This window comes from Pontibacter sp. SGAir0037 (assembly GCF_005491705.1).
Classification (GTDB): Bacteria; Bacteroidota; Bacteroidia; order Cytophagales; family Hymenobacteraceae; genus Pontibacter.
Map to the genome: position 1 here is coordinate 1,795,885 of NZ_CP028092.1, position 23,319 is coordinate 1,819,203.

A 23,319-nucleotide genomic window follows, 5' to 3' on the forward strand; every position below is an offset into this window, starting at 1 on the left:
ACTACAGCAGCTATAGTATAAAAAAATAGCAGGCCACACAGCGCCTGCTATTCCGATTAAATTCAGGAAATACAACTAACCTTCAAACCTCCAAATTACATTTTCTCTCCTTGCGGCTCTTTGGCATTAGCCGGGTTGGACCCCTGCAATGAGAGGATATAGCTACTTACTTCTAAGATCTGATCTTTGGTAAGTTTACCCTGCCAGGGAACCATTCCTTTGGCTGGCACCCCGAACTTCACTGTTTTAAATATATCGTTCACATCACCACCATGCAACCAGTACGCATCAGTCAGGTTTGGACCTACAGTGCCCTGTCCTTCGGTACCGTGGCAGGCAGCACAGTTTTGGGCAAAAATCGCTTTACCAGATTCCAAGGCTGCAGCTTCTGTCAGTAGTTCGTAATTGGTTACGGCGTCGGCATTCTTCGCAGCAAGCAAGGCAGCCTCTTCCATTTCCATCTCATACTCCTGTGCCATCAAAGCACCTGTTTTAAATACGTGGAAGTGCAGCATATACCCTATTGCAAACACAATAGACACATAGAACATATACTTCCACCATGGCGGCAGGTCGTTATCATATTCCTGAATGCCATCAAAATCGTGGTTCGAGTGAATTACGTCTTTTGCTTTACCTGTTACCACCGCAAAATCACCTCGCAGCAGGAAGATCAGGCGGCCAGCCCAAGATTCGCGAAAATCTTCTTCATAAATAGAATCTCCCATCATCGGGATGAAAAGGCGCACCAGCAAAAACAGGGTAGCTATCAGCAACATGACCACTAAAGCTGTGAGGGCAACTGTAAAAAGTAACATGAACGGCATGTCCTGAAAAGCCACTTCTACAGGTACCGCGGGTGTTCCACCTTCCGTGGCATCTGCTGCAGGAGCTTGTGCCATCACGTCAGCCGGTTTATCGCTGGCTTCTTTCAGATAAGCAATCACATGACTGATCTCTTCATCCGAAAGCGTGCTGCCAAAGCTTGGCATCGGTACCTTCTTAAACTTCTCGAATAAGGCAACAGCGTCTTTGTCGCCTGCTTTTACGAGTTCCTGTGAGTTTTTGATGAATTTTGTAATCCACTCGTCTCCCCTGCGCTTATGGACATCCTTCAGTGCCGGACCTACGATATCCGCATCGATAGAGTGGCAGGCGGTACAATTACTTTCAAAAATCTTTTCCCCGGCAACAGCATCCTGTGCGTAGGCTGTGTTGCCTGAACTGCCCAGCAGCAGCAGGCTGGCCAGCAGAGCCAGCCCGTTTTTTATGATTGTTCCGATAAAAGAAATCATTGCTTGTTCCCTCCTATTGTTGCGTCTGATTCATCTTCCGGTGAGCAGGCAACGCCACTCATGGCCTGCACATGTTTCTTATCCAGCAGCGCCACATATACCAGCAGCCCGAGAAAGAACAGAAAGAAGATCGAGAACGATATTAGCGGATATATTTCGATGCCGTCTATGGCTTGCAGTACGTTTTTATACATTTTTTTATTTTTTTAGACTCAGGAAGTAAGACACAAGACTCAAGACATTTTTCTCCTCTTGCACTTATTCTTCAATACAATAGACTTTCCAATTCTAGTCCTGTGTCTTGCGTCCTGAGTCTTGTGTCTAACAAACTATTCCTCAGTTTTCGCTTTAATATCGGTTCCCAGGCGTTGCAGGTAGGCGATCAGGGCCACGATTTCTGATTCCGGTTTTACTTCCAGGCCTTCTTTGGCCAGATCAGCTGTTACCTGGTTCGCCTGCTTCATCAGCTCCTCATTGGCATTAGCGATATACTCATCTTCGTAAGGCACACCAAGCTTTTTCAGCGTTCTCAGTTTATCCTGGGTAGTACTCAGGTCCACGTCCTGCTCAAACAACCACGGGTAAGGAGGCATAATAGAGCCTGGCGACATAGAGGTCGGATCAAGCATGTGGTGGTAGTGCCATGAATTCGGGTACTTGCCACCGATGCGGTGCAGGTCCGGGCCGGTTCGCTTCGACCCCCACAGGAAGTTATGATCGTACACGAACTCGCCTGCTTTGGAATATTCTCCGTAACGCTCTGTCTCTGATCTGAATGGACGGATCATTTGCGTGTGGCAGTTAACGCATCCCTCTTTCATGTAGATATCACGGCCCTGCAACTCCAGCGAAGTATAAGGTTTCACACTGGCTATAGTCGGTACATTCGACTTAATCACGAAGGCTGGAATAAACTCTACCAGTCCACCGATCAGGATGGCAACTGTTGCCCATACCGCCATTTGCATCGGGCGCTTCTCAATCCAGCTGTGCCAGTGGCTCGCATTATGGCTTTCTTCAGTTACTCTGGCAGGAGCCACAGCCACTTCGTCGCCAACCAGGGCACCAGCCTTTGCAGTTTTGTACAGGTTGTACACCATCAGGAATACGCCGCTCAGGTAAAGCACACCGCCAATACCGCGCAGGTAGTACATTGGAATGATCTGCAGCACTGTTTCCAGAAAGTTTGAGTACTGGAGCGTACCTTCAGCAGTAAACTGTTTCCACATTAAACCCTGTGTGAAACCAGCCCAGTACATGGGAATAGCATAGAAAAGAATACCCAGCGTACCTAACCAGAAGTGTGCATTTGCCAGCTTCTTAGAGTGTAGTTTTACATTGTACAGGCGTGGGAACAGCCAGTAGAGCAGTGCAAAGGTCAGGAAGCCATTCCAGCCAAGAGCACCTACGTGCACGTGCGCTACAATCCAGTCGGTAAAGTGAGCGATGGCGTTTACGTTTTTCAGCGACAGCATCGGGCCTTCGAAGGTAGCCATACCGTAAGCTGTTACAGCTACCACCATGAACTTAAGCACCGGCTCCTCACGCACTTTATCCCAGGCACCGCGCAAGGTTAATAAACCGTTGATCATACCACCCCAGCTCGGGGCGATCAGCATTACAGAGAATACCACACCCAATGATTGTGCCCAGTCTGGCAGCGCGGTGTAAAGCAAGTGGTGCGGTCCAGCCCAGATGTAGATAAAGATCAGGGACCAGAAGTGAATGATAGACAAGCGGTACGAGTAAACCGGTCTGTTGGCAGCTTTTGGCAGGAAGTAGTACATCAGGCCCAGGAAGGGAGTGGTTAAGAAGAACGCCACCGCATTGTGGCCATACCACCACTGTACCAGCGCATCCTGCACACCGGCATAGCCAGAGTAGCTTTTCAGGAAGTTTACAGGCATCTCGTACGAGTTTACGATGTGCAGTACAGCCACTGTTAGGAAGGTGGCAATGTAGAACCAGATGGCAACATACATGTGGCGCTCACGACGCTTCGCAATGGTACCAAACATGTTCCAGCCAAATACCACCCACACCAGGGTAATCATGATATCGATTGGCCACTCCAGCTCGGCATACTCTTTTGAAGTGGTAATTCCAAGCGGTAAGGTTATGAGTGCCGCCACAATAATCAGCTGCCAGCCCCAGAAATTGAGCTTGCTGAGTTTGTCGCTGTACATGCGCGTTTTGCAAAGGCGCTGCAGGGAGTAGTAAACGCCCATAAAAATTGCATTACCTACGAACGCAAAAATTACCGCATTAGTGTGCAGGGGCCTGATACGGCCAAAGGTGGTATACTGGGTACCCATGTTCAGGTCTGGGTTTGCCAGCTGAAACGCGATCAGGGTACCTATAATCATACCTGCAATACCCCAGAAAACCGAGGCAATGGCAAAATTCCGAACGATCGTATTATCGTAATAGAACGTTTCGGGTGCCCCTGGGTCATTACTACGCGGAGGTGTAATACTCTTTGGAGCATGTTCTAAGACTGCTGCTACATTAGTTGACATGTGCGGTGTCCTCCATTTTAGTTAATTGTGCTATGTGTATTGATGTTGATTCCATGGTGAATTTGATGTTTCAAAATTCCGAAAGAAGAGCTTTTAAAAAGATGACCGATGTCAGTTTAAGCGATGATAGTAGTCAGTTGCTGCTGGTGGTTCCGACACGCTCAGGCCTGAAAAACACTGTGAGGCCTTGGCAAGAAGTAATCTCTTTTTGTTAGTCGGCTTTTGCTGCTGGCTTCTTGTTATCAGGCACTTCGTTCTCGAAAAGCATGCGCACGGCTGGTGTATAATCGTCGTCGTACTGTCCGGAGCGTACAGCCCAGAGAAAGGCTCCTAAAAAGGCAGCTGCCACTGTTACACTGATACCTATCAATAGAAAAATGATGAACATATTGCTGGGAGTTAAGAGTTAAGAGTTGAAAGGACGACTCATCGTCTGAAGGCAATCCAGATTATCCTTTAATCCTGAAAATCCTGGTTCAGATACTTACAATCCCGCACGCTTTGCTGCAATTTTTACAGACAAGGTGGCAAACAAGATTACACTGAGAGAGCTGATCGGCATCAGGATAGCAGATACAATAGGAGAAAACAGTCCCTGCACGGCCAGCGATAGCCCTACCACATTATAGATCAGCGAAACCGCAAAAGTGGCCAGGATAATGTTCATCGTCTTTTTTGAGAAGGCCAGGAAGGTGCTGAGCCTGCCAAAAGAAGATGCATCCAGAATGGCATCGCAGGACGGGGAGAAGTTGGTAATGCTGTTAGTCAAGGCAATGCCCGCATCGCTCTGCTTCAAAGCCCCGGCATCGTTCAGTCCGTCCCCTACCATCAGTACCTGGTGGTGCTGTTCCTTCAGCTTTTGAATATACTCCAGCTTCTGCACCGGCGACTGGTTAAAGTTCAGTTCGGCCTCATCTCCCAGCAGCTCCTTCAACCTGGCCTCTTCGTGGTTGTTATCACCTGATAATACAGCAATCTTCTTATCCTGAAGTCCGTTTAATACCTGCTGAACTCCCTCGCGGTATACATTATAGAAGGTATAAAATCCAAGCAGTACCCCATTTATAGCAACATAAACATTGGTCTTTAAAGTATCTTTAGAAGCATCGCCCGGAACCCCAAGGTAGCTGGCAGAGCCAATGCGCACCAGGTGTCCGTTTACCTCACCAACCAGGCCTTTGCCGGGTACTTCATTAAAGTGCCGCACCTCCAGTGTATCCCCTTTCAGCACTTCGTAAATGCGCTGGCTCAGCGGGTGAGTGGAATGGCTCAATACCGACCGTACCGTCTGCTCTGTTGCGGCATTCAGGGCTTTTCCTGTAAAGGTAATCTCAGCAGCACTGGGCTCCGTCAAGGTTCCGGTCTTATCAAAAACAACCGTATCAATTTTTGCCAGTGTTTCTACAACAGAGGTATTTTTAAGATAGAATTTGTTTCTGCCAAATACCCGCATGGTATGCCCGTGTACAAATGGAGTCGCCAACGATAAGGCACATGGGCAGGCAATTATAAGAACCGAGGTAAAAGCTTTCATGGCCATATCCATGTCGCGCGGCACCCAGTACCAAAGTGCCCCGGCGGCTACAAACAAGGTAACAATGATAAACCATTTACCCGCCACATTGGAGTAAGTATGTAATTTCTGCTCTTCTTTCCTGGAGAAGACATGGTCGTTCCACAGCTGCGTAAGGTAACCCTGCGACACCTCTTTTACCACTTCCAGTTCCAGGCTCTCCCCTACCTGGCGACCACCTGCGTAAATCACTTCGCCTGCTACTTTCTGCACCGGATCTGATTCGCCTGATACAAAGCTATAGTCGATCATTGCATGCCCCCGCAGGAGTATGGCATCAGCAGGTATAAGCTCCTGGTTGCGGATACGGATGCGATCTCCCACTTTCAGGTTTCGCACAGGCACTGCTTCTTCCACTCCGTCTTTCAGCACTGTAATTGAAACCGGGAAATAAGCGGTGTAGTCTCTATCGAACGATAAGGTATCGTAGGTTCGCTGCTGAAAATATTTTCCGATCAGCATAAAGAACACGAGCCCGGTAAACGAATCGAGGTACCCCGGGCCGCGATGGGTCACAATATCAAAGATGCTAACTATAAACAGGGCCAGCAAACCCGTAGAGATAGGCAGATCGATGTTCACCATACGCTGCTGGATGCCTTCCAGTGCGGAAGTGAAAAACCCCCTGGCGCTATACAGGAAAACCGGAATGGAAAGGATAATGCTTAAATAGCCAAAGAAGGAGCCAAAAGTACGTTGCAACCCTTCGGTTACCGCCAGGTAGTCGGGGAAAGCCAGCAGCATAACGTTACCGAAGCAGAAGCCTGCTATTCCTAATTTATAGATAATGGCGCGGCTCTGTGTACATTTCTTTTTCCCGTCGGTATCGGCCAGTGTCATGGATGGTTCATACCCGATGCGGGAAAGCAGCTGCACTACCTCCCTTAAAGTTGTCTTCTGATGAAAATAAGTAATGGCTACTTCTTTGCGCAGGAAGTTAACCGTGGTTTCAGAAATGCCCGGGTTCAGCTTAAACAGGTTTTCCAGTAACCAGATACAGGAACTACAATGCATCTGGGGTATGTAAAAAGTAAGCTTGCAAATAGACTCGTTCCTGAAATTGATCAGTTGTTGCTCTACACCGGCATCATCCAGGTAGGCAAACCTGGCTTCCCCTGCAGTAGATTTACCTGTAATACCCGGGCTCTGCTCCAGGTTATAATAAGTACAGAGGTTGTTTTCTTCAAGGAGCTCATACACGGCTTTGCACCCGTCGCAGCAGAACGTTTTATCATGTGCGACAATGGGTGCTTCATTACAGGTGTCCCCGCAATGATAACAGGTATGAACATCGGTTTGGAGTGCGGCTTCCATCTCTTGTTTCTTTGTTTAAGACTAGTACAAAAGTAGAAGGACGCTCTGTTGGAAAAGATGACAATTGTCAGCACAGGAGCTGATTCATATCAGGCCACACCCAGATTTAAGCAGGAACACCGGCGGATAGAGGTAAAGGAGGACTGGCCGGTTCAGCGCTAAAAGGTCTATAAGTTTCACTGCCTGATTACACATAGCGGAGCCGGATTTGATGTCCGGATCAATTAACAGGTACTTTAAGCAACACGATGACAGATATTGGCAAAATTCAATTCTTAACCAGGCTTATAGACGGCAAATGTCCTGTCTGTGTAGAAGATCATAACCTGCTCAATTGATTTAGGGTTGGCAAGTATCGCCTGCAGAAAGGAGGCATTAGTTTCTTTATTTATAACATTTCCAGTATCAGCTGCAGCCTTGGCTTGCGCATTTTCCGGAGATGGCTGCGTTCTTTCAGGCGCAGGACCTGTTGCCCCTTCCTGCCATGGTTCAGATGGAGTCTCTGGTTTTGTTACCTCCTCCGCAGCAGTAGCAGCTTGAGCCGTAGATTCCTTTGCTGCTTCTACCATACTTCCTTCACCCATAAAAAGCCAAGCCATGCGAATGTCCCGGAAGGCTGCAGCAATCTTGACCATTACATCCAGGCTGGGTTTATTTCTTTCGCTCAGTATATGACTGAGCACCGCCCGCGGAATCTCAATGCTATCTGCAAACTGAGACGAAGATAGCCCTTTATACTCCATTAATTGCCTTATCCGATCAATCATATCACTATTTACAATTGTAATACAAATGTAAACTTTATTTCTGAAGCTTAATAATGCTTGTTTATAAGGTAAAATAAATAGTCTCTTTAAATGCAAACAAAAACTTTAAATCATCATCATTTTACACTCATAATCAAGCTAATATAATACAATTATAACATTTACGATAGGAACTATAATTTACTATTTACATTTCTATATACATTTGTAAACAGTATTTTAAACTTATATTGTGGTCTCCTATTCTGACTCATAGATTCTTCTCTATAATTTCTGCCGTTTTAACAGCGAAAACCACCTGTAAGCTTTACCTAACTATAGATAACAGCAGGCCTTCACCGGCACGACTGTAGGCAAAGAAGGATTAATAAGCGGGAAACTTTCTTCTGTAGACGCCTCAGTTTTGCCAGTTAGGTAGTCATAACATTACCCCTTCCTTAACCATCGGAAGCGCCTGCCTCCTCCTCTCCCCCACTCGCATTACCTGCCTTGGGTTATGCGGCTTAGCATATGAATGGAAGCATCGGGCCCTGACCGCTCTACTGAAAACTTTCGGGCAACAACAAACACCTAGGGCAATCAAAATTGTACTTTTACAGACACCTATGCAGTATATGGCCATCAGACACAGGAAATACTAAATAAAAAAGCCTGCTCCTTTCAAAAAGAGCAGGCTTTTGCCATATAAAATTAGTCTAATTATTTTTTCACCACAAGCAGACCAGTTCTTGGGTGATGATGCTCCGGATAAGTACAGACAAAGTCGTAGGTAGCCGCCTCTGCAGGCGCGTTAAACTCAATCGTCACCTTCTGCCCTGGCAGGGCCAGAGGTGACGAAGCAATTACATCTGGGCTGGTGGGCACATAGCTACCAGATGCTCCGATTTTCTTACCTGCCCTTTCGATTGCCCCTGCTTTACCACGCTTTGTAATGATGATGTTGTGTATCATGGACTGCTCTGTTCCTTCGTTAATCAAGAGGAGAACCACTTTGGCACCAGCCTTTACTTCAAGCGTATCCTGATCGAATCTGGTGCTGTCATTATCGTCGCCAATGGCATGCAGGGTTAGCTCCTCCAGGTCCTGTAAGGTGCTGTCCGGTTCTTTTTGCGCATCCCCGGCCATCTGCAGTTGTTGGTTAGCGGCCAGAGAGTCTTCTGTCTTTGCCGGAGCAGAAGCTGTTTCCTCTGCCTGCTGTGGCCCGCAAGCCATCATTATACAGAGAAGCGCCGGAAATAAACCTGTCCATTTATAGTTCTTCATAATCTAAAATTAAATCGGAAGAGAGCCCTTAGCTAAAGAACTCATTTTCCAGCTTCTTATCATGCCCGTAAATGTCTTCCCGGAAGTTCAGGTTGCCATTGTCATCTACCCAGCTGGTAAAATAGACGAGGTATACCTGTATCGGCTTCGGTAAAGTAACCCAGGTTTCCTCTCCGCCGTTAATCGTTTCCTGAATTTTGCCGGCATTCCACTCTGGCATATCTTTCAAGACATAAGTTCCTAAATCGACGGGCCGTTCCACACGCACACATCCATGACTGAAGTTACGGTCTGTCTGGCTGAAAAGTGCATCTGCCGGTGTATCATGCAGGTATACGGAATACTCATTCGGGAACAGGAATTTAATAGAGCCTAAAGAGTTCTTTGGTCCTGGCTTTTGACGGATCAGGTATGGAAAGTTTTCTTCGGTTACACTAGCCCAGTCAATAGCATCCTGTGAGATCGGATTGTTTGCTTTGTCTTTAGTCACAATCTCCATATTATTGCGGTTCAGGTAGTTCGGATCGCGCATGATAGCAGGCTTTATCTCATTGGCAACAATGCTGTTGGGCACGTTCCAGTAAGGCGCCATGACCACATACTCCATCTTCTCACTGAAAATCGGGGTCGAGTGCATAGTTTTACCTACAATTACCCGCATCTCCTCTACTTTTTTATACTGACGCTCCGCCTCCGGGTCGTTATCAGGATCTTCGTAGATATAAAGTTTGTACTCGGGGATATTTACCCACACATACTTCTGGTCCAGCTTTTTAGGAACCATGCGTTTCGGAATCCAGCGCCACCTTTCCATATTGATCATAATCTGGTCAATCCGGTCCTCAATAGACACATTCATGGTTTTAAGAGTATTGCCACCCACAACACCGTCTTCGGCAAGGCCGTGTAAACGCTGGAACTGCTTCACCTGCTTGTCCAGGTTGTCGTCGAATAGCCTTAAGCTCGGATTGGCCGGATCTAACTGCTGCCCGGGGTTCAGGCGTTTGCGTATAGTCAGAACAGCCTCAGCCGTGTCTCCTTTTTTAAGCGACTTACTGGCACCGAGTTCTACTTTAGGCCAGCCTCCTTTTTCCTGCAGAGCTCTGTAAGTCTGCAGGGCTTCCCGCAGCTTCACATAGCCATCGTGCAGGGCTTCAAATTCATAATAGGGGTATGTACTCTCCCGCTCTTTCAGAATCGTCTGAAGGGCTTTATGAAGCTTTATCTTATTTTTCCTGACATTCCAGTTCACCTGCTTTGTATCAGAAGGGTTGATACGCCCGGTATAGAAATCAGAAGCATAATTAAAATAAGATGCCGTTAAAGCCACATCGATTTCCTGTTGAAGCTGGTGACGGGCTGTATCGCGCTTGCTCATTGCATCATACCGCTTAAACATTTCCTCGAAGTTCACCACTTTATACTCTTTCGGGTCAAGGCCCTCCTTGGTAGCCCGGTTAATGACTTCTAAAAACCGCTCTGTCTGAGGCACCAGTTTATCATCTTTAAACCAGCCCAACGTATAGTCACGGTCGCCGTAGAACAAGTACACCAGCTCTTCCTGCTCTTTGAATGCCTGCTTATTGCTGATGTATTTTTTAATGAATAGGCTGTCTGTTTTTACCTCATCAGACTTACTTCCGAAAAGTCCGCCTGAGCCGTCGCCATTTTTACCATCGCCTCCGTTTCTGTTACAGCCAAAGGTGGCCAACAAAAGCAGGCAAAGAGCAGCCAGATAGGTTGGTTTCATTTTTATATAAGGGTTCATTTTAATATCTTTTAGTATTTAATTGCGCCGGAGCTTTGTCCAGTATAGAATTTCGAGTATATTAATATTAGATTAGTGCTAATTAACTACTCCTGATAAGGGCATTTAGCTACTTAAGCTTTATGTACTTCAATTTCCAGTAAAATGTTTTGTGTCAGACCTTATCCACAACAGAATAATTTAAGTAATCAATATTTAACATAATAAAAGCACTACAAGAACTATACCCAGCTTAACCTTGCCTCCTAAAAAAGTTTCGATATGCTTCCTGTCACTTGATTTTCCCTTTCCCCATAAAACCTGTAACTTTCCAATTGTAAAGCACCTTTATAAAAATGAATAAAACGTACCGATACCTATTAGGATGTTGCGTGGCTGGTTCTTTAATGCTTACCTCCTGCAATAACCAGAATGCTAAATCTGACCAGACAATGAGTACTACAGAAGAAAATTCAGGCACCTTACCACGGGATGTGCACAGCTATTCGAAACCAACTGAGGCAGTCACAAAGCATCTCGACTTGGATATTGCCGTGGATTTTGAACAAAAAATCATCAGCGGCACAGCTACTTACCAGATAGAAAATCTGGCAAAGACGGACGAAATTATTTTGGATGCCCGCGATCTCCAGATTGAAAAAGTTTTTTTAGGTGATGAACGAACAGAAACTACCTTTAAATTAGGAGAGGCAAAAGAACCTTTCGGCCAGCCTTTGTCGATAGCCATTAAGCCGGAAACAAAGTCTATCACCATCCAATACAGCACTTCGCCTGAGGCGGCAGCCCTGCAGTGGCTTAATCCGCAGCAGACAGCCGGTAAACAATACCCGTTCCTGTTTACCCAGTCACAGGCTATCCTGGCCCGCACCTGGATTCCGATTCAGGACAGCCCGGGCATCCGCATTACGTATAGCGCCAAGGTAAAAGTGCCGAAAGAGCTGCTGGCTGTGATGAGTGCCGAAAACCCACAGCAAAAGAATGCCACCGGCGAATACAAGTTCTTTATGCGTCAGCCTATCCCCTCTTACCTGATGGCGCTTTCAGCAGGAGACCTGGTCTTCCGGCCGATAGGTGAGAAAACCGGCATCTATGCAGAACCTGCCACCATTGATGCGGCAGCTTATGAATTTGCAGAGATGGACAAGATGCTGGTGGCTGCCGAAAAACTCTATGGTCGCTACCGCTGGGACCGTTACGACCTGCTGGTACTGCCACCTTCTTTCCCTTTCGGAGGCATGGAAAACCCGCGTCTGACCTTTGTTACGCCAACTGTTTTAGCCAAAGACCGTTCCCTCACCAGCCTTATTGCACACGAGCTGGCCCATAGCTGGAGCGGCAACCTGGTTACAAATGCTACCTGGAACGACTTCTGGTTAAACGAAGGCTTTACCGTTTATTTCGAGCAGCGCATTATGGAAGAACTTTATGGAAAAGAATATGCCGATATGCTACAGGTGCTCGGTTACCAGGATCTGCAGCATACCCTGGATGATATTGGCAGAGACAGCGAAGACACCCGTTTAAAACTGGATTTGGAAGGCCGTGATCCGGACGAGGGCTTAACAGATATTGCTTATGAAAAAGGAAACTTCTTCTTGAAAAACATAGAGGCAGCCGTAGGCCGTGAGCGTTTTGATGCTTTTCTGAACAAATACTTTAAAACCTTTGCCTTTCAAACAACCGACACCGACCGCTTCCTGAACTTCCTGAAGTCAGAACTAATCCGGGGAGACGAACAACTGGAAGAAAAAATCAACATCAATGGCTGGGTTTATTCCCCAGGCTTACCCGAAAACCATTACAAGCCAAGTTCCAGCCGCTTCGCCAATGTAGAACAGGCTTACACCTCCTGGAGCCAGGGCACGCCTGCTGCACAGTTACAAACCCAGGACTGGTCGAGCCATGAATGGCTGCACTTTATCAGGCTGCTGCCTGAGCAGATGCCGCAGCAACAGATGGCGGCACTGGATAAGGCTTTTAACTTTACCAACTCTGGCAACTCAGAAATTCTGGCCGCCTGGTTCCTGCATACCATACGCAACAACTATACAGCTGCCGATCAGGCTTTAGACAATTTCCTGACGCATGTAGGCCGCCGTAAGTTTTTGGTGCCTATTTACAAGGCCTTGGCAGCCACACCGGCCGGTAAACGAAAAGCTGCGGCTATTTATGCCAAAGCCAGACCTAATTACCATGCTGTATCTACCAGCACGCTGGATGAAATGCTGAAATGATAAGAACAGGCAGAATGTTAGATGCCGGAGCTGAACCGGGTACTTGGCCTCTGATCGCTAACATCCTGCCTATATACATTAAAACCAACTATTGTCATGAAAGCTTCTTTAAACTTAACCCGGCTATTTGCCATTGTCTTATTCAGCGTGCTTTGCCTGAGCTGTTCCTCCCCTGGCCTGCTGCAACACAGTACAGCAGTTAGCGCCTCAACAGCACCACAGGCAGCTAATATGGCCGGTGCCTGGCGTTTGGTAGCGGCCAGCGATGCGGTAAGTAAGCTTGGCGAAGGCATAACTGCTGTAAAAATTGCCTCTGATGGCTACTTTACTATCGCCTTCTACAACCAAACAGATAAAAAGTTTTTGGGCACCTATGGCGGCACCTACCTACTTTCGAATGGCACCTATACCGAAACCTATGAATTCAATACCTGGGATTCGACGCAGGTCGGAACTTCGTCAAGCTTTCAGGTAAGGCAACAGCAGGGCAGGTGGCAGCTCAGTGGGTCTGGAAATCAACAGCAAACCTGGGAAAGGCTGGATCAGGCAAATACGCAAACTCCTCTGGCAGGAGCCTGGCGCATTACAGGCCGAGCCGGTCAGGACGGCAAGGTAAACGCCATGCAGCAGGGGGCCCGCAAAACGATCAAGTTTCTTTCCGGCTCCCGCTTTCAGTGGGTTGCCTATAATACCGAAACCAAGCAGTTCTCCGGCACAGGCGGCGGCACCTATACCGCTGCCAACGGTAAGTATACCGAAACGATTGATTTCTTCTCCCGCGATCCGAAGAGAGTCGGCGCGGTACTAAGCTTCGATTATGAGGTGAAAGGAAATGAATGGCACCATAAAGGCTTAAGCAGCACCGGCAGTCCTATTTATGAGATATGGACAAAACAGTAAGCTTGCTATAAAGCTACCCCGTATCTCGGAAACTAAACCTAAAGCTTATCAAAAAAGGAGCTCATTCCCTATCATGCACCAGCACCATTGAAAACATGTTTAAACTTTCAATGGTGCTGCAAATGCTTGCTTTAGAACAAGCACCCCCCATGAAGCCTACATTACCCATCAGTTAAAAACTTAACTCTTAAGCATTTATCGTTCTAACATTTAACCATCTAACTACCCTTGATCAACTACAATCCTAAAGACTGGTTTATCTTTATTTTCAGGTTTTCCAGGGCCGATACTTTTCGCAAACTGTTGCCCTTGATGATTGGCATAGGTATTTACTCCGGTTTAATTGCCTATGTAGAACTTAATTTCCTGAACCTGGCCGAGTCGCAGTACATCCGCAACGTAGGAATGATGCATAGTGTGCTGGGCTTCGTCATTTCACTGTTACTTGTTTTCAGAACGAATACGGCTTATGATCGCTGGTGGGAAGGACGTAAAATCTGGGGCGGACTAACCAACACTTCCCGTAACCTGGCCATAAAAGTGCAGGCTTGTGTGAAAGATCCTGAAGACCGCAAATTCTTCCGGCAGGTTATTCCGAGTTATGCATTTGCCTTAAAGTACCTCCTCCGGGAAAATGAGGACTTTCATGAAATTGACCCGGTGCTGGACCTGAAGCGGGAAAAGCATCTGCCCAACCAGATTGCAGCATCTCTGTTTTCCAAGGTAAACGCTCTACACGAAATCGGCCATCTTTCCACTTCACAAACACTGGCGCTGCAGCAGGATGTGCATGCTCTGACTGATCACTGTGGCGCATGTGAACGCATCAAAAATACGCCTATACCATTTACCTATAGTGTCTTTATCAAGAAGTTCGTCTTCTTTTACGTCATGACGCTTCCTTTCGGGTGGGTGTTCAGCATGGGCTATTTTGTTATTCCTGTGGTTATTCTGATACTTTATGCCCTGGTAAGTTTAGAACTGATAGCAGAAGAGATTGAAAATCCCTTTGGTTCGGATGCCAACGATTTGCCGATCGACCAGATTTGCCACAACATCCGCAAGCATGTGGGAGAACTGCTGAGCTGATTTAAAGTGAGCACTTCTCCATTTTATCTGGCAGAACAGCCGCATTCGTTTAGACTGATCCATTTACCTTTTCTATTCTCCTGTAACAGCCGTATAAGTTCTGAGAAATAAAACCATGAACTGTTACTGCACAACATGCTAAATCCAAACAGCAATAAAAACGCCAGGAATAAAAACACTAATACAAGGCCCGCCACCAGAAGAGAACAGCAACTGTTACAACAGCATCCGACAGGCGCTGTAAGTGCACGGCCGCAGCAGAAGCGCATCAACGGCACCAGGCAAAAGAAAATGAGAAGAGGTGCCAACGTAAGAGGTGCTGCGGAAAAGAGGCTAAAGAACTTCCGGCAGGCATCTGTTCTGGCTGTTGCCATTACTGGTTTTATCCTGCTGCTTCTCACACCCGGAGAAGCAGGGCTGCTGGAACAGGAAACAGAGCAAACCGAACAAATTTCTGACACTGTTGCTACAATAAATGAAATAGCGGTAGATGATCTGCAGCAAACCGATACAGCAGCTACAGTAAATGAAGGGCCTTCTACAAAAGAATCGGCCGACGAAGCCATCGGGGCGCTGCAGGACCTGTGGGAAGGATTTCTGTATAACCTTCCTAAAATCTTTATTGCGCTTATTGCATTGCTCCTTGCCTGGCTGTTTGCACGGCTTGTGAAGATGCTGCTTCAGAAACTGATCGGGAACTGGCACAGCTCTAATGCCATTATAACCATGGCTACTATTGCAGTATGGCTGTTTTCCATTGGCATTGCCTTTAGTGTGGTTGCCGGTGATATCAGAGCTTTAGTCGGCTCTTTCGGACTGATAGGCCTTGCGCTTTCCTGGTCGTTGCAAACACCGATCGAAAGCTTTACAGGCTGGCTCCTGAACTCTTTCCAGGGCTACTACCGCGTAGGCGACCGCATTCGTGTGGGAGATGTGTTCGGAGATGTATACCGCATAGATTTCCTCACAACCACAGTTTGGGAAATCGGGGGCCCCTACCAGTCCGGTTTTGTGCAGGCAGAGCAGCCTACAGGCAGAATGGTTACCTTTCCGAACAATGAGATTCTTTCAGGCACCGTCATCAACCTGACAGGAGATTTCCCTTATGTATGGGATGAACTAGCTGTAGCCGTAGCCAATGAATCTGACATGCAGCTGGCAATGGAGGTGTTGGAAAGGGTTGCACTAGAGCTGTTAGGCAACTATATGATAGAACCGGCACGTACCTATGCGCTGCTTTTGCAAAAAGTAGGTTTGCATGATGTGGTTACGGATAAGCCCCAGGTGTTCCTTTCGATGGACGATTCCTGGTCCAACATCACCATTCGCTACCTGGTTGGTGCCCGTGAAAGAAGAAAATGGAAAAGTGAACTTACCATCCGCATTACCAAAGAGCTGAACAAAGAAGTATACCTTCATAAAATCATACCTGTTTATCCAAGGCAGCAGGTACAGTTTATTAACCCTGACGGCCGCCCGGTAGATGCTTCATCTTTCCGCAACCAAGATGAAGCATGACACACGGTTTTTCCTCAGAAAATTATTGCTCTTTTTGATTATCCCAAAGGCATAATCAGCGACAAACCTTATCTTGTACCTCTAATTTAGGATTAGCAGATGAGGAGAAGTTTAAAGCTATTGGCTGTTGCTATATTAGCTGCAGGAATTGTGTATGTGTGTTTTTATAATAAGTCAGGTGATACATCAGGATTTCAATTAAACAGGAAGGAGGCAGTACAGACAAGCAGTACGGCAGCACCAGTCGACTCTATCCCAACAATAAATACTGTTGCAGAAAAAACGGCGGAAGCTCCCTCTCCTGCCATGGCTACTCCTGCTGAAATTTTAGCCAGAAAGCAGGTTCCGATTCTTTGCTACCACCAGATCAGGGACTGGAACGCCAGAGACTCACAGGCTGCCAAAGATTATATTGTGCCGGTAGAACGGTTTAAAGAGCAGCTGAAGATGCTGGCCGATAGTGGCTATCAAACCATCCTGCCAGACCAGCTGTTCGCTTACCTGGCTACGGGTGCTCCCTTACCTGACAAACCTGTTATTCTCACTTTCGACGACACCAATCTGGACCAGTATACAGTAGCGTTGCCCGAGCTTGAGAAGCATGGTTTTAAGGGCGTATTCTTTATCATGACAGTATCGCTGGGGCGACCTCGCTACATGAGCAGAGCACAAGTAAAGGAATTAGCAGATGCCGGCCACGTTATCGGCTCCCATACCTGGGATCATCAGAATGTAAAAAAGCTGAAGGAACAGGATTGGGTAACACAGGTGGAGAAGCCTTCCAGGCAGCTGGAGGAGATCACCGGCCAGCCTGTGAAGTATTTTGCCTATCCGTTTGGCCTCTGGAACAAAGAAGCTATTCCGGAACTGAAAAGCCGTGGCATAGCGGCCGCCTTTCAGCTTTCTACCTCCCGCGATGAAGAAGAACCTTTGTATACCATACGTCGCTTGATTGCCAGCGGCCACTGGAGCGCCTCAAACCTGCAAAAGAAAATGCAAGGCAGCTTCTAAACCTCTTCCGTTAGCTCGTGTATAAGCAACGTAGAACAACTGCTCAAGCTTTGCACTATGGAAATACATCACAGCACCTATCACACAGAAGCGGCCATTGGTTTACATGTAGTTGAAGCCGGTGATTCGAAGAACGACACTATAATTTTTTTGCACGGTTTCCCGGAGCACTGGTATGGCTGGCATAAGCAACTTCGCTTTTTTGCTGAGAAAGGCTACCATGTGGTAGTGCCTGACCAAAGGGGCTACAACCTCAGCAGCAAGCCTTCGGATGTGCAGGAATATACGCTGGAGAAGCTCACAGGTGATATTGTAAAGCTGATAGCACAGTTACAGAAACAGCAAGTAATACTGGTAGGCCATGACTGGGGCGGAGCTGTAGCCTGGGCAATGGGCATGCACTTCCCGCATTTGCTCCAAAAACTGGTGATCCTGAATATGCCACACCCGGCTGTTATGGAAGAAAACCTGCAAAAGAACCCTTCGCAAATGCTGAAGAGCTGGTATACCGGCTTTTTTCAGGCGCCTTTTCTGCCAGAAAAAACAGCTGAAGCATTCGACTTTAAATTTCTGGTCAAGAGCATGACGGGCACAGCCAGAGAAGGCGCTTTTACAGAAGAAGATCTGGTAGCCTATAAAGAAGCCTGGCAACAACCCAATGCCATCGAAGCCATGATTAACTGGTACAGAGCCTACAAATACAGCAGCCTCTTTATCGATAAAGAAGTAGAAACGCCAACCCTGCTGATATGGGGAAAAAACGATGCGACGCTAGGGCAGGAAATGGCGGAACCCAGCATCGGCAAGTGCCCCAATGGCAAACTCGAGTTCCTAAACAATGCCACTCATTGGCTTCATCATGAAGAGCCTGCGCGTGTAAATAAGTTAATAAGCGTGTTCTTAGGCATTGGCTAGAGACCGGTCCAGGTGTACATACCCTCCATCCACATACAACATCTGGCCTGTTGTGTGGCTGGCTCGTTCCGAAAGCAAAAAGGCAGCGGTATTGGCGATTTCCTCGGGTGTAGTCATTCGGTTCTCCAGCGGAATTCTGCTTGTTATCTCTTTAAGTTTTGCCTTAGGGTCAGGCAGGGTCTGAATCCATTTCTCATACTGAGGGGTCCAGCTTTCGGCTACGACAATGGCATTTACCCGAATGCCATACTTGAGCAATTCCACAGCCCACTCCCGGGTTAGTGCATTGCGCCCACCGTTTGCAGCAGCGTAGCCTGAAGTGCCGCCCTGACCTGTTTCTGCCGTTTTGGAGCTGATATTTACAATGGCGCCTTTGGATATTTTAAGAGCCGGCAAGGCATGATGTGCCAGCAGGTAATAATGTACCAGGCTGTTGTGCAATGACTGCAGAAACATTTCATAGTTCCCGTTCTCCAGCCCTATCCCATCATTTAAACCGGCATTGTTCACGAGTCCGTCTATTCGGCCACATCTTTGAAGTACTGCCTGTACAGCTGTTTCACAGGCGTCAGGTTTTGTCAGTTCCGCCACTACCTGATAAGCTTTGCCACCAGCTTCCTCTACTTCTTGCAGAGCCTTTGCATTATCGTTTTCATCGCGCCCCAGGATAACTGGCACAACCCCTTCTGCCGCCAGCACTTTTACGATGCCAAGCCCTATTCCTTTGGCCCCGCCAGAAACGATAATCACTTTATCTTGAAGATTCAAATCCATGTGAAGCCTGTTTATCTGAGTTTATAAAAGGCTGCTGCATTACCACCAAAAAAATCAGCTTGCTCCGATTGACTGAATTCAGCGAAGTAATCCTGCACAATTCCCAGTATTTCATCATAAGAACCTGCCGCCAGGCATACCGGCCAGTCTGAGCCAAACATAATTCTTTTAGTTCCGAAAGCCTCCACAACAGTATCTAGATAAGGCCTGAAGTCTTCCTTTCTCCAGTTTTTTAAATCAGCTTCCGTCACCATACCTGATAGTTTGCAAAAAACATTTTCGAAGTGCCCCAGGGTAAGCATATCCCGTTTCCAATCATAAAGTTTTTGTTCTCTGATATTAGGTTTAGCCAGATGATCCACTACAAAAGCCTGATCCGGAAAGGTAGCGACAAAATACTTGGTATGCTTAAGCTGGTCCGGGTAAATAAGAATATCATAGGTATAGCCGTTTTCACCCAAGGCGCTGATGCCTCTCATAAAGTCCGGCTTTAACATAAGCGCCCTGTCATAACTGCTTTGCAGGATATACCGGAAACCCTTCAGTTTCGGGTATATCCGGTATTTAGCCAGTTTTTCATTTATATCCGGAGCCAGTAAATCTACCCACCCTACAACACCTTTAATAAAATCATGCGCTGCAGCACATTCCAGCAGAAAATCATTTTCCAGTTCCGGTTCGCCATTCTGTACCAGCACGCAACCGTCAAACTGATACTTCGCCAGCACAGGCTGCAGGTCCTGGGGCATGAAATCACGCCTGATGGCAGCCATTTCGTCTGTCAGCCACTCCTCCCTTACCGGATCGTATTTCCAGAAATGCTGATGTGCATCAATGCGTAGCATAGGCTATAATTTGCTGCCTGGAAGTTCCCAAACCATCTATACCCAACTCCACCACATCCCCCGGCTTCAGATACACAGGCGGCTTCATGCCGAGTCCTACGCCAGCCGGAGTACCCGTAGAAATAACATCGCCCGGCAGCAAAGTCATAAAACGGCTGACATAAGAAACCAGGTGCGGTATCCTGAAAATAAAATCAGCTGTATTGCCGTCCTGCATTGTTTCACCATTTAGCTTCAGCCAGAGGCGCAGGTTGTCTACATCCGGTACTTCGTCTGTGGTAACCAGGTATGGTCCGAGTGGCGCAAACGTATCACAACCTTTGCCTTTGTCCCAGGTCCCTCCCCGCTCCAGCTGGAATTCCCGTTCAGACACATCGTTGTGCAGCACATAGCCTGCCACATAGTCCATTGCCTGAGCTTCTTCTACATAGCGGGCTTTTTTACCTATCACAAATGCCAGTTCTACCTCCCAGTCTGTTTTAACAGAGTCTTTCGGAATCATCACAGCATCGTTCGGACCAACCAGGGACGTGGTGGATTTCATAAATATAACCGGCTCTGCGGGTGGTGTTGCGTTGGTTTCGCGGGCATGGTCGGCATAGTTCAATCCGATGCATACTATTTTTGAAGGACGTGCAACAGGGCTTCCCAGGCGGCTGCCCTCGGGCACACGCGCTAATTTCCCTTCATTGGCTTCCACAAATTGCTGTAATCGTGTTAAGCCATCGCTTTCGAAGAATTGTTCGTTGTAATCTTCTCCAAAAGCAGATGTATCATATAAAACATCTCCTATGGCAATGCCTGTTTTCTCTTTTGAGAGTTCTCCGTGTCGAATCAATCTCATTTTCTGGTTTGGCCTTGCAAGCAGGCTGTTAGTTTTCAGTTATTCAATTTAACAAAACCGCCATCAATCGGGTAGTCGTTTCCGGTGATAAAAGATGCCTCATCCGAGCAGAGGTACAGAATCAGCTTGGCTACTTCATCCGGATTTGCCATTCTGCCGATGGGCTGTGTTTTGGAGAGCTTCTGAAACATCTCCGCCTCCTGTCCGGGATAGTTTTTGGCAAGATACCCATCTACAAAAGGTGTGTGTACTCTGGCAGGCGAAATACTGTTACAGCGGATATTCTCCTGCAGGTAATCTTTCGCCACCGACATGGTCATGGCCATCACAGCTCCTTTACTCATAGAGTAAGCAAAACGATCCGGTAAGCCAACTACTGCCGCAATAGAACCCATGTTCAGAATAACACCTCCTCCGTTTGCTTTCATGCGTGGTATGGCTGCAAAAAGGCAATTGTAAACTCCTTTTACATTTACAGCCAGCACACGCTCAAAATCCTGTTCAAGAAGTGGTATCTGCTTTTCCTATATGCGAGATACCGGCACTGTTAACCAGTATATGGATTTTATCCAAACGATGGAACGCGGCTACAACTTCCTGCTGGTTTGTTACATCACATACCAGCGGTACTCCCTGTCCTCCCGACTGCTCAATTTCGTTTACAGTCTGCATGGCCTGACCCGGGTTTACATCCAGCACATGCACCAGGGCACCCTGGGCAGCAAAAGTTAGCGCAACGGCTTTCCCGATTCCGCTTCCTCCCCCGGTTACAACAGCCACTTTATCAGTTAAATCAAACATGAAGTTTAATGTTATATGTTAATATTGGCATTTGATCTAACATAGCCAAATACTTTCGCAGAATCATTTTGTAATTTTCTGATCAGCCCGCCACTTTATGTATTGGCAAGTGGTCGGTGGCCATGGTATCCCCCACGCTCTTATTCCTGAAAGCCGCTTCTAGTTTCCCGGCAATGGCAGCATAAACAGCCACCAGGGCGAAGCAGGCCAGAGGCACATAAAAGGCTATACGGATATTCTGTGTGGCATCGGAAACATAGCCTTGCACAGAGGTTAAGACAGCACCACCCAGTATGGCCATAATTAAACCTGAGCCGGCTAATTTTGTATCTTCTCCCAAACCTTTGATACCCATGGCATAAATAGTCGGGAACATCAGCGACATACAACCCGAAATGCCTATAAGCGCATAAACTCCTGTTTGTCCGTCGCTATAAATAACCAGAAAGGTAAGCAGTGCAGCCACCACAGCTGTCAGGAGTAATAGCGCCCTGGGACTAATAAAACTCATCAGGCCGGTAAAGATGAAACGCGACGCCATAAAGACAACCAGGGCGATGGTATAGTAAGTGGCTGCAGCATCCTCATTTATGCTTAATGCCTGCATGGCGTAGCGAATAGTATAAGACCAGACACAAATCTGAGCTCCGACATAGAAAAATTGCGCCACCACCGCCCATACATAATGGCGTGTCCGGATAAGCCGCTGAAAAGAAGAACCGATGTGCAGGACTGACCCTGAATCAGACGCCCTGGGCATATTGGTAAACTTTACCAACAGCCAGATAAGCGACAAAAAGACAGCCACACCTACGTACGGTCCCATTACTGCCGTTAATTCTTCTGATTGCACTGCAGCCAGCTCTTCGCTACTCATAGCGGCCCTTTCGGCTGCACCGAACTGGTTTAGCTGCGAAAGAATGAAAAACTTGCTCAATAAAACACCGGTGATAGAGCCAATGGGGTTAAACGACTGCGCCAGATTTAAACGCCTGGTACTTGATGCTTCGGGTCCCATTGCCACAATGTAAGGATTGGCAGTTGTTTCCAGAACGGACAGTCCGCCTGCCAGAATATATATAGCAATTAGAAAATGACCAAAGCTCATGGTGATACTGGCCGGGTAAAACAACAGTGCGCCTGCTATGAACATACCCAGCCCAACCAGTATACCAGTTTTATAAGTATAGCGCTTGATAAGAATGGCGGCAGGAAGCGCCAGGCAAAAGTAGGCACCGTAGAAAGCCATCTGAATCCAGGAGGTCTGGAAGTCGGACATACACATGATCCGCTGAAAAGCAGACAAGAGTGTATCCGTCATGTTATTAGCTAAGCCCCAAAGGAAAAAGAGACTGGTAATCAGAACAAACGGCCATACAAGTTCTGATTGAAACAAGGAAGATTTACGAGTAGCTTTATTCATAACAAACCTTCTTATGCATGAGATGATGGCAAACGAACCTCAGCAGTAGTATAAACTGTATGAGAGTACTCACACACTAATCACATCACTTTAATCAACAATATAATCAGGAGAATTCCAATAAAGTTTTGAAATATTATACTTGTTTATAAAAAAGGCCTTGCTAATTAGCAAAGCCCTCTACGACAATCATTTTAGTATTGGCAGCTTTCTGCCGTATCTCTTTGGCTGGAGCATATTCAGGAGAGTTCCACCATTCTTTTGCCCGATCAACACTGGGAAACTCCAGCACCACCATCCGGTTAGGCTGCCATTCTCCTTCCAGCGATTCTGTACTACCGCCGCGCACTATAAATTTACCATCATAGGCAGCAATGGTGGCGGGTGTGAGTTTGGTATATCCTATATAAGCTTCAGGATCTGTAATTTCTACTTCAACAATAATATAAGCTGGCATTGTTTATTA

At 47.0% G+C, this 23,319-nt stretch carries 19 protein-coding genes and 1 pseudogene; 6 read left to right on the forward strand and 14 right to left on the reverse strand.

Translation table 11 applies throughout. The annotated features are described in order from the left end of the window. Window positions 1–95: 95 nt before the first annotated feature. From C1N53_RS07410 to C1N53_RS07445, 8 genes are all read right to left on the reverse strand, one after another. On the reverse strand, window positions 96–1,295 hold the full coding sequence (locus C1N53_RS07410; RefSeq protein WP_137758707.1) for a c-type cytochrome: 1,200 nt from the start codon (window positions 1,293–1,295) through the stop codon (window positions 96–98). Then, complete coding sequence (locus C1N53_RS07415) at window positions 1,292–1,489, reverse strand: hypothetical protein (RefSeq protein WP_137758708.1); 198 nt, start codon at window positions 1,487–1,489, stop codon at window positions 1,292–1,294. Before C1N53_RS07415 ends, C1N53_RS07410 begins: the two co-directional genes overlap by 4 nt. A gap of 135 nt (window positions 1,490–1,624) precedes the next feature. Then, entirely contained in the window at window positions 1,625–3,814 is a 2,190-nt protein-coding gene (gene ccoN, locus C1N53_RS07420) for a cytochrome-c oxidase, cbb3-type subunit I (protein ID WP_240773419.1), read from the reverse strand. Window positions 3,815–4,025: 211 nt separating this feature from the next. Beyond that, the gene (ccoS, locus tag C1N53_RS07425; RefSeq protein ID WP_137758709.1) at window positions 4,026–4,202 is read right to left on the reverse strand and encodes a cbb3-type cytochrome oxidase assembly protein CcoS; all 177 of its coding nucleotides are present in this window, start codon (window positions 4,200–4,202) and stop codon (window positions 4,026–4,028) included. A gap of 96 nt (window positions 4,203–4,298) precedes the next feature. Next, window positions 4,299–6,701, reverse strand: a complete 2,403-nt coding sequence (locus C1N53_RS07430) for a heavy metal translocating P-type ATPase metal-binding domain-containing protein (protein WP_137758710.1) — start codon at window positions 6,699–6,701, stop codon at window positions 4,299–4,301. 275 nt (window positions 6,702–6,976) lie between these two features. Further along, window positions 6,977–7,468, reverse strand: coding sequence for a helix-turn-helix domain-containing protein (locus C1N53_RS07435; protein WP_137758711.1), 492 nt, complete (start codon window positions 7,466–7,468; stop codon window positions 6,977–6,979). Window positions 7,469–8,167: 699 nt separating this feature from the next. Next, the gene (locus tag C1N53_RS07440; protein ID WP_137758712.1) at window positions 8,168–8,731 is read right to left on the reverse strand and encodes a plastocyanin/azurin family copper-binding protein; all 564 of its coding nucleotides are present in this window, start codon (window positions 8,729–8,731) and stop codon (window positions 8,168–8,170) included. A gap of 28 nt (window positions 8,732–8,759) precedes the next feature. Beyond that, entirely contained in the window at window positions 8,760–10,481 is a 1,722-nt protein-coding gene (locus C1N53_RS07445) for a murein L,D-transpeptidase (protein ID WP_240773420.1), read from the reverse strand. Between the two features lie 353 nt (window positions 10,482–10,834). On the opposite strand from C1N53_RS07445, the gene C1N53_RS07450 reads away from it, so the two are divergent. The 6 genes from C1N53_RS07450 (at window position 10,835) to C1N53_RS07475 (ending at window position 18,166) form a co-directional block, all read left to right on the forward strand. Next, on the forward strand, window positions 10,835–12,733 hold the full coding sequence (locus tag C1N53_RS07450) for a M1 family metallopeptidase (protein ID WP_240773421.1): 1,899 nt from the start codon (window positions 10,835–10,837) through the stop codon (window positions 12,731–12,733). Between the two features lie 96 nt (window positions 12,734–12,829). Further along, entirely contained in the window at window positions 12,830–13,633 is an 804-nt protein-coding gene (locus tag C1N53_RS22675; RefSeq protein ID WP_206077625.1) for a membrane or secreted protein, read from the forward strand. A 228-nt stretch (window positions 13,634–13,861) separates the two neighbouring features. After that, window positions 13,862–14,722, forward strand: coding sequence for a bestrophin family protein (locus C1N53_RS07460; RefSeq protein ID WP_137758714.1), 861 nt, complete (start codon window positions 13,862–13,864; stop codon window positions 14,720–14,722). A gap of 135 nt (window positions 14,723–14,857) precedes the next feature. Beyond that, a complete protein-coding gene (locus C1N53_RS07465; RefSeq protein WP_240773422.1) occupies window positions 14,858–16,240 on the forward strand; it encodes a mechanosensitive ion channel family protein in 1,383 nt (460 codons plus the stop codon). 99 nt (window positions 16,241–16,339) lie between these two features. Beyond that, window positions 16,340–17,251: a polysaccharide deacetylase family protein gene (locus tag C1N53_RS07470; protein WP_137758715.1), complete on the forward strand. Its 912-nt coding sequence runs from the start codon at window positions 16,340–16,342 to the stop codon at window positions 17,249–17,251. A gap of 57 nt (window positions 17,252–17,308) precedes the next feature. Continuing rightward, window positions 17,309–18,166: an alpha/beta fold hydrolase gene (locus tag C1N53_RS07475; protein ID WP_137758716.1), complete on the forward strand. Its 858-nt coding sequence runs from the start codon at window positions 17,309–17,311 to the stop codon at window positions 18,164–18,166. Here C1N53_RS07475 and C1N53_RS07480 read toward each other — a convergent pair. From C1N53_RS07480 to C1N53_RS07505, 6 genes and pseudogenes are all read right to left on the reverse strand, one after another. Next, on the reverse strand, window positions 18,152–18,940 hold the full coding sequence (locus tag C1N53_RS07480) for an SDR family oxidoreductase (protein ID WP_137758717.1): 789 nt from the start codon (window positions 18,938–18,940) through the stop codon (window positions 18,152–18,154). The two genes, C1N53_RS07475 and C1N53_RS07480, sit on opposite strands and share 15 nt — an antisense overlap. Window positions 18,941–18,951: 11 nt before the next feature. Further along, entirely contained in the window at window positions 18,952–19,785 is an 834-nt protein-coding gene (locus C1N53_RS07485) for an amidohydrolase (RefSeq protein WP_137758718.1), read from the reverse strand. Then, window positions 19,772–20,629 carry a fumarylacetoacetate hydrolase family protein gene (locus tag C1N53_RS07490; RefSeq protein ID WP_137758719.1) on the reverse strand — a complete coding sequence of 286 codons (858 nt, stop codon included), beginning with the start codon at window positions 20,627–20,629 and terminating at the stop codon, window positions 19,772–19,774. Before C1N53_RS07490 ends, C1N53_RS07485 begins: the two co-directional genes overlap by 14 nt. 35 nt (window positions 20,630–20,664) lie before the next feature. Next, window positions 20,665–21,430, reverse strand: a pseudogene (locus C1N53_RS07495) (SDR family NAD(P)-dependent oxidoreductase). Window positions 21,431–21,512: 82 nt separating this feature from the next. Continuing rightward, window positions 21,513–22,853 (reverse strand): L-fucose:H+ symporter permease, encoded by a 1,341-nt coding sequence (gene fucP, locus C1N53_RS07500; protein WP_137758720.1) that lies wholly within the window; start codon window positions 22,851–22,853, stop codon window positions 21,513–21,515. Window positions 22,854–23,016: 163 nt separating this feature from the next. Continuing rightward, window positions 23,017–23,310: a DUF1330 domain-containing protein gene (locus C1N53_RS07505; protein WP_137758721.1), complete on the reverse strand. Its 294-nt coding sequence runs from the start codon at window positions 23,308–23,310 to the stop codon at window positions 23,017–23,019. Window positions 23,311–23,319 lie beyond the last annotated feature (9 nt).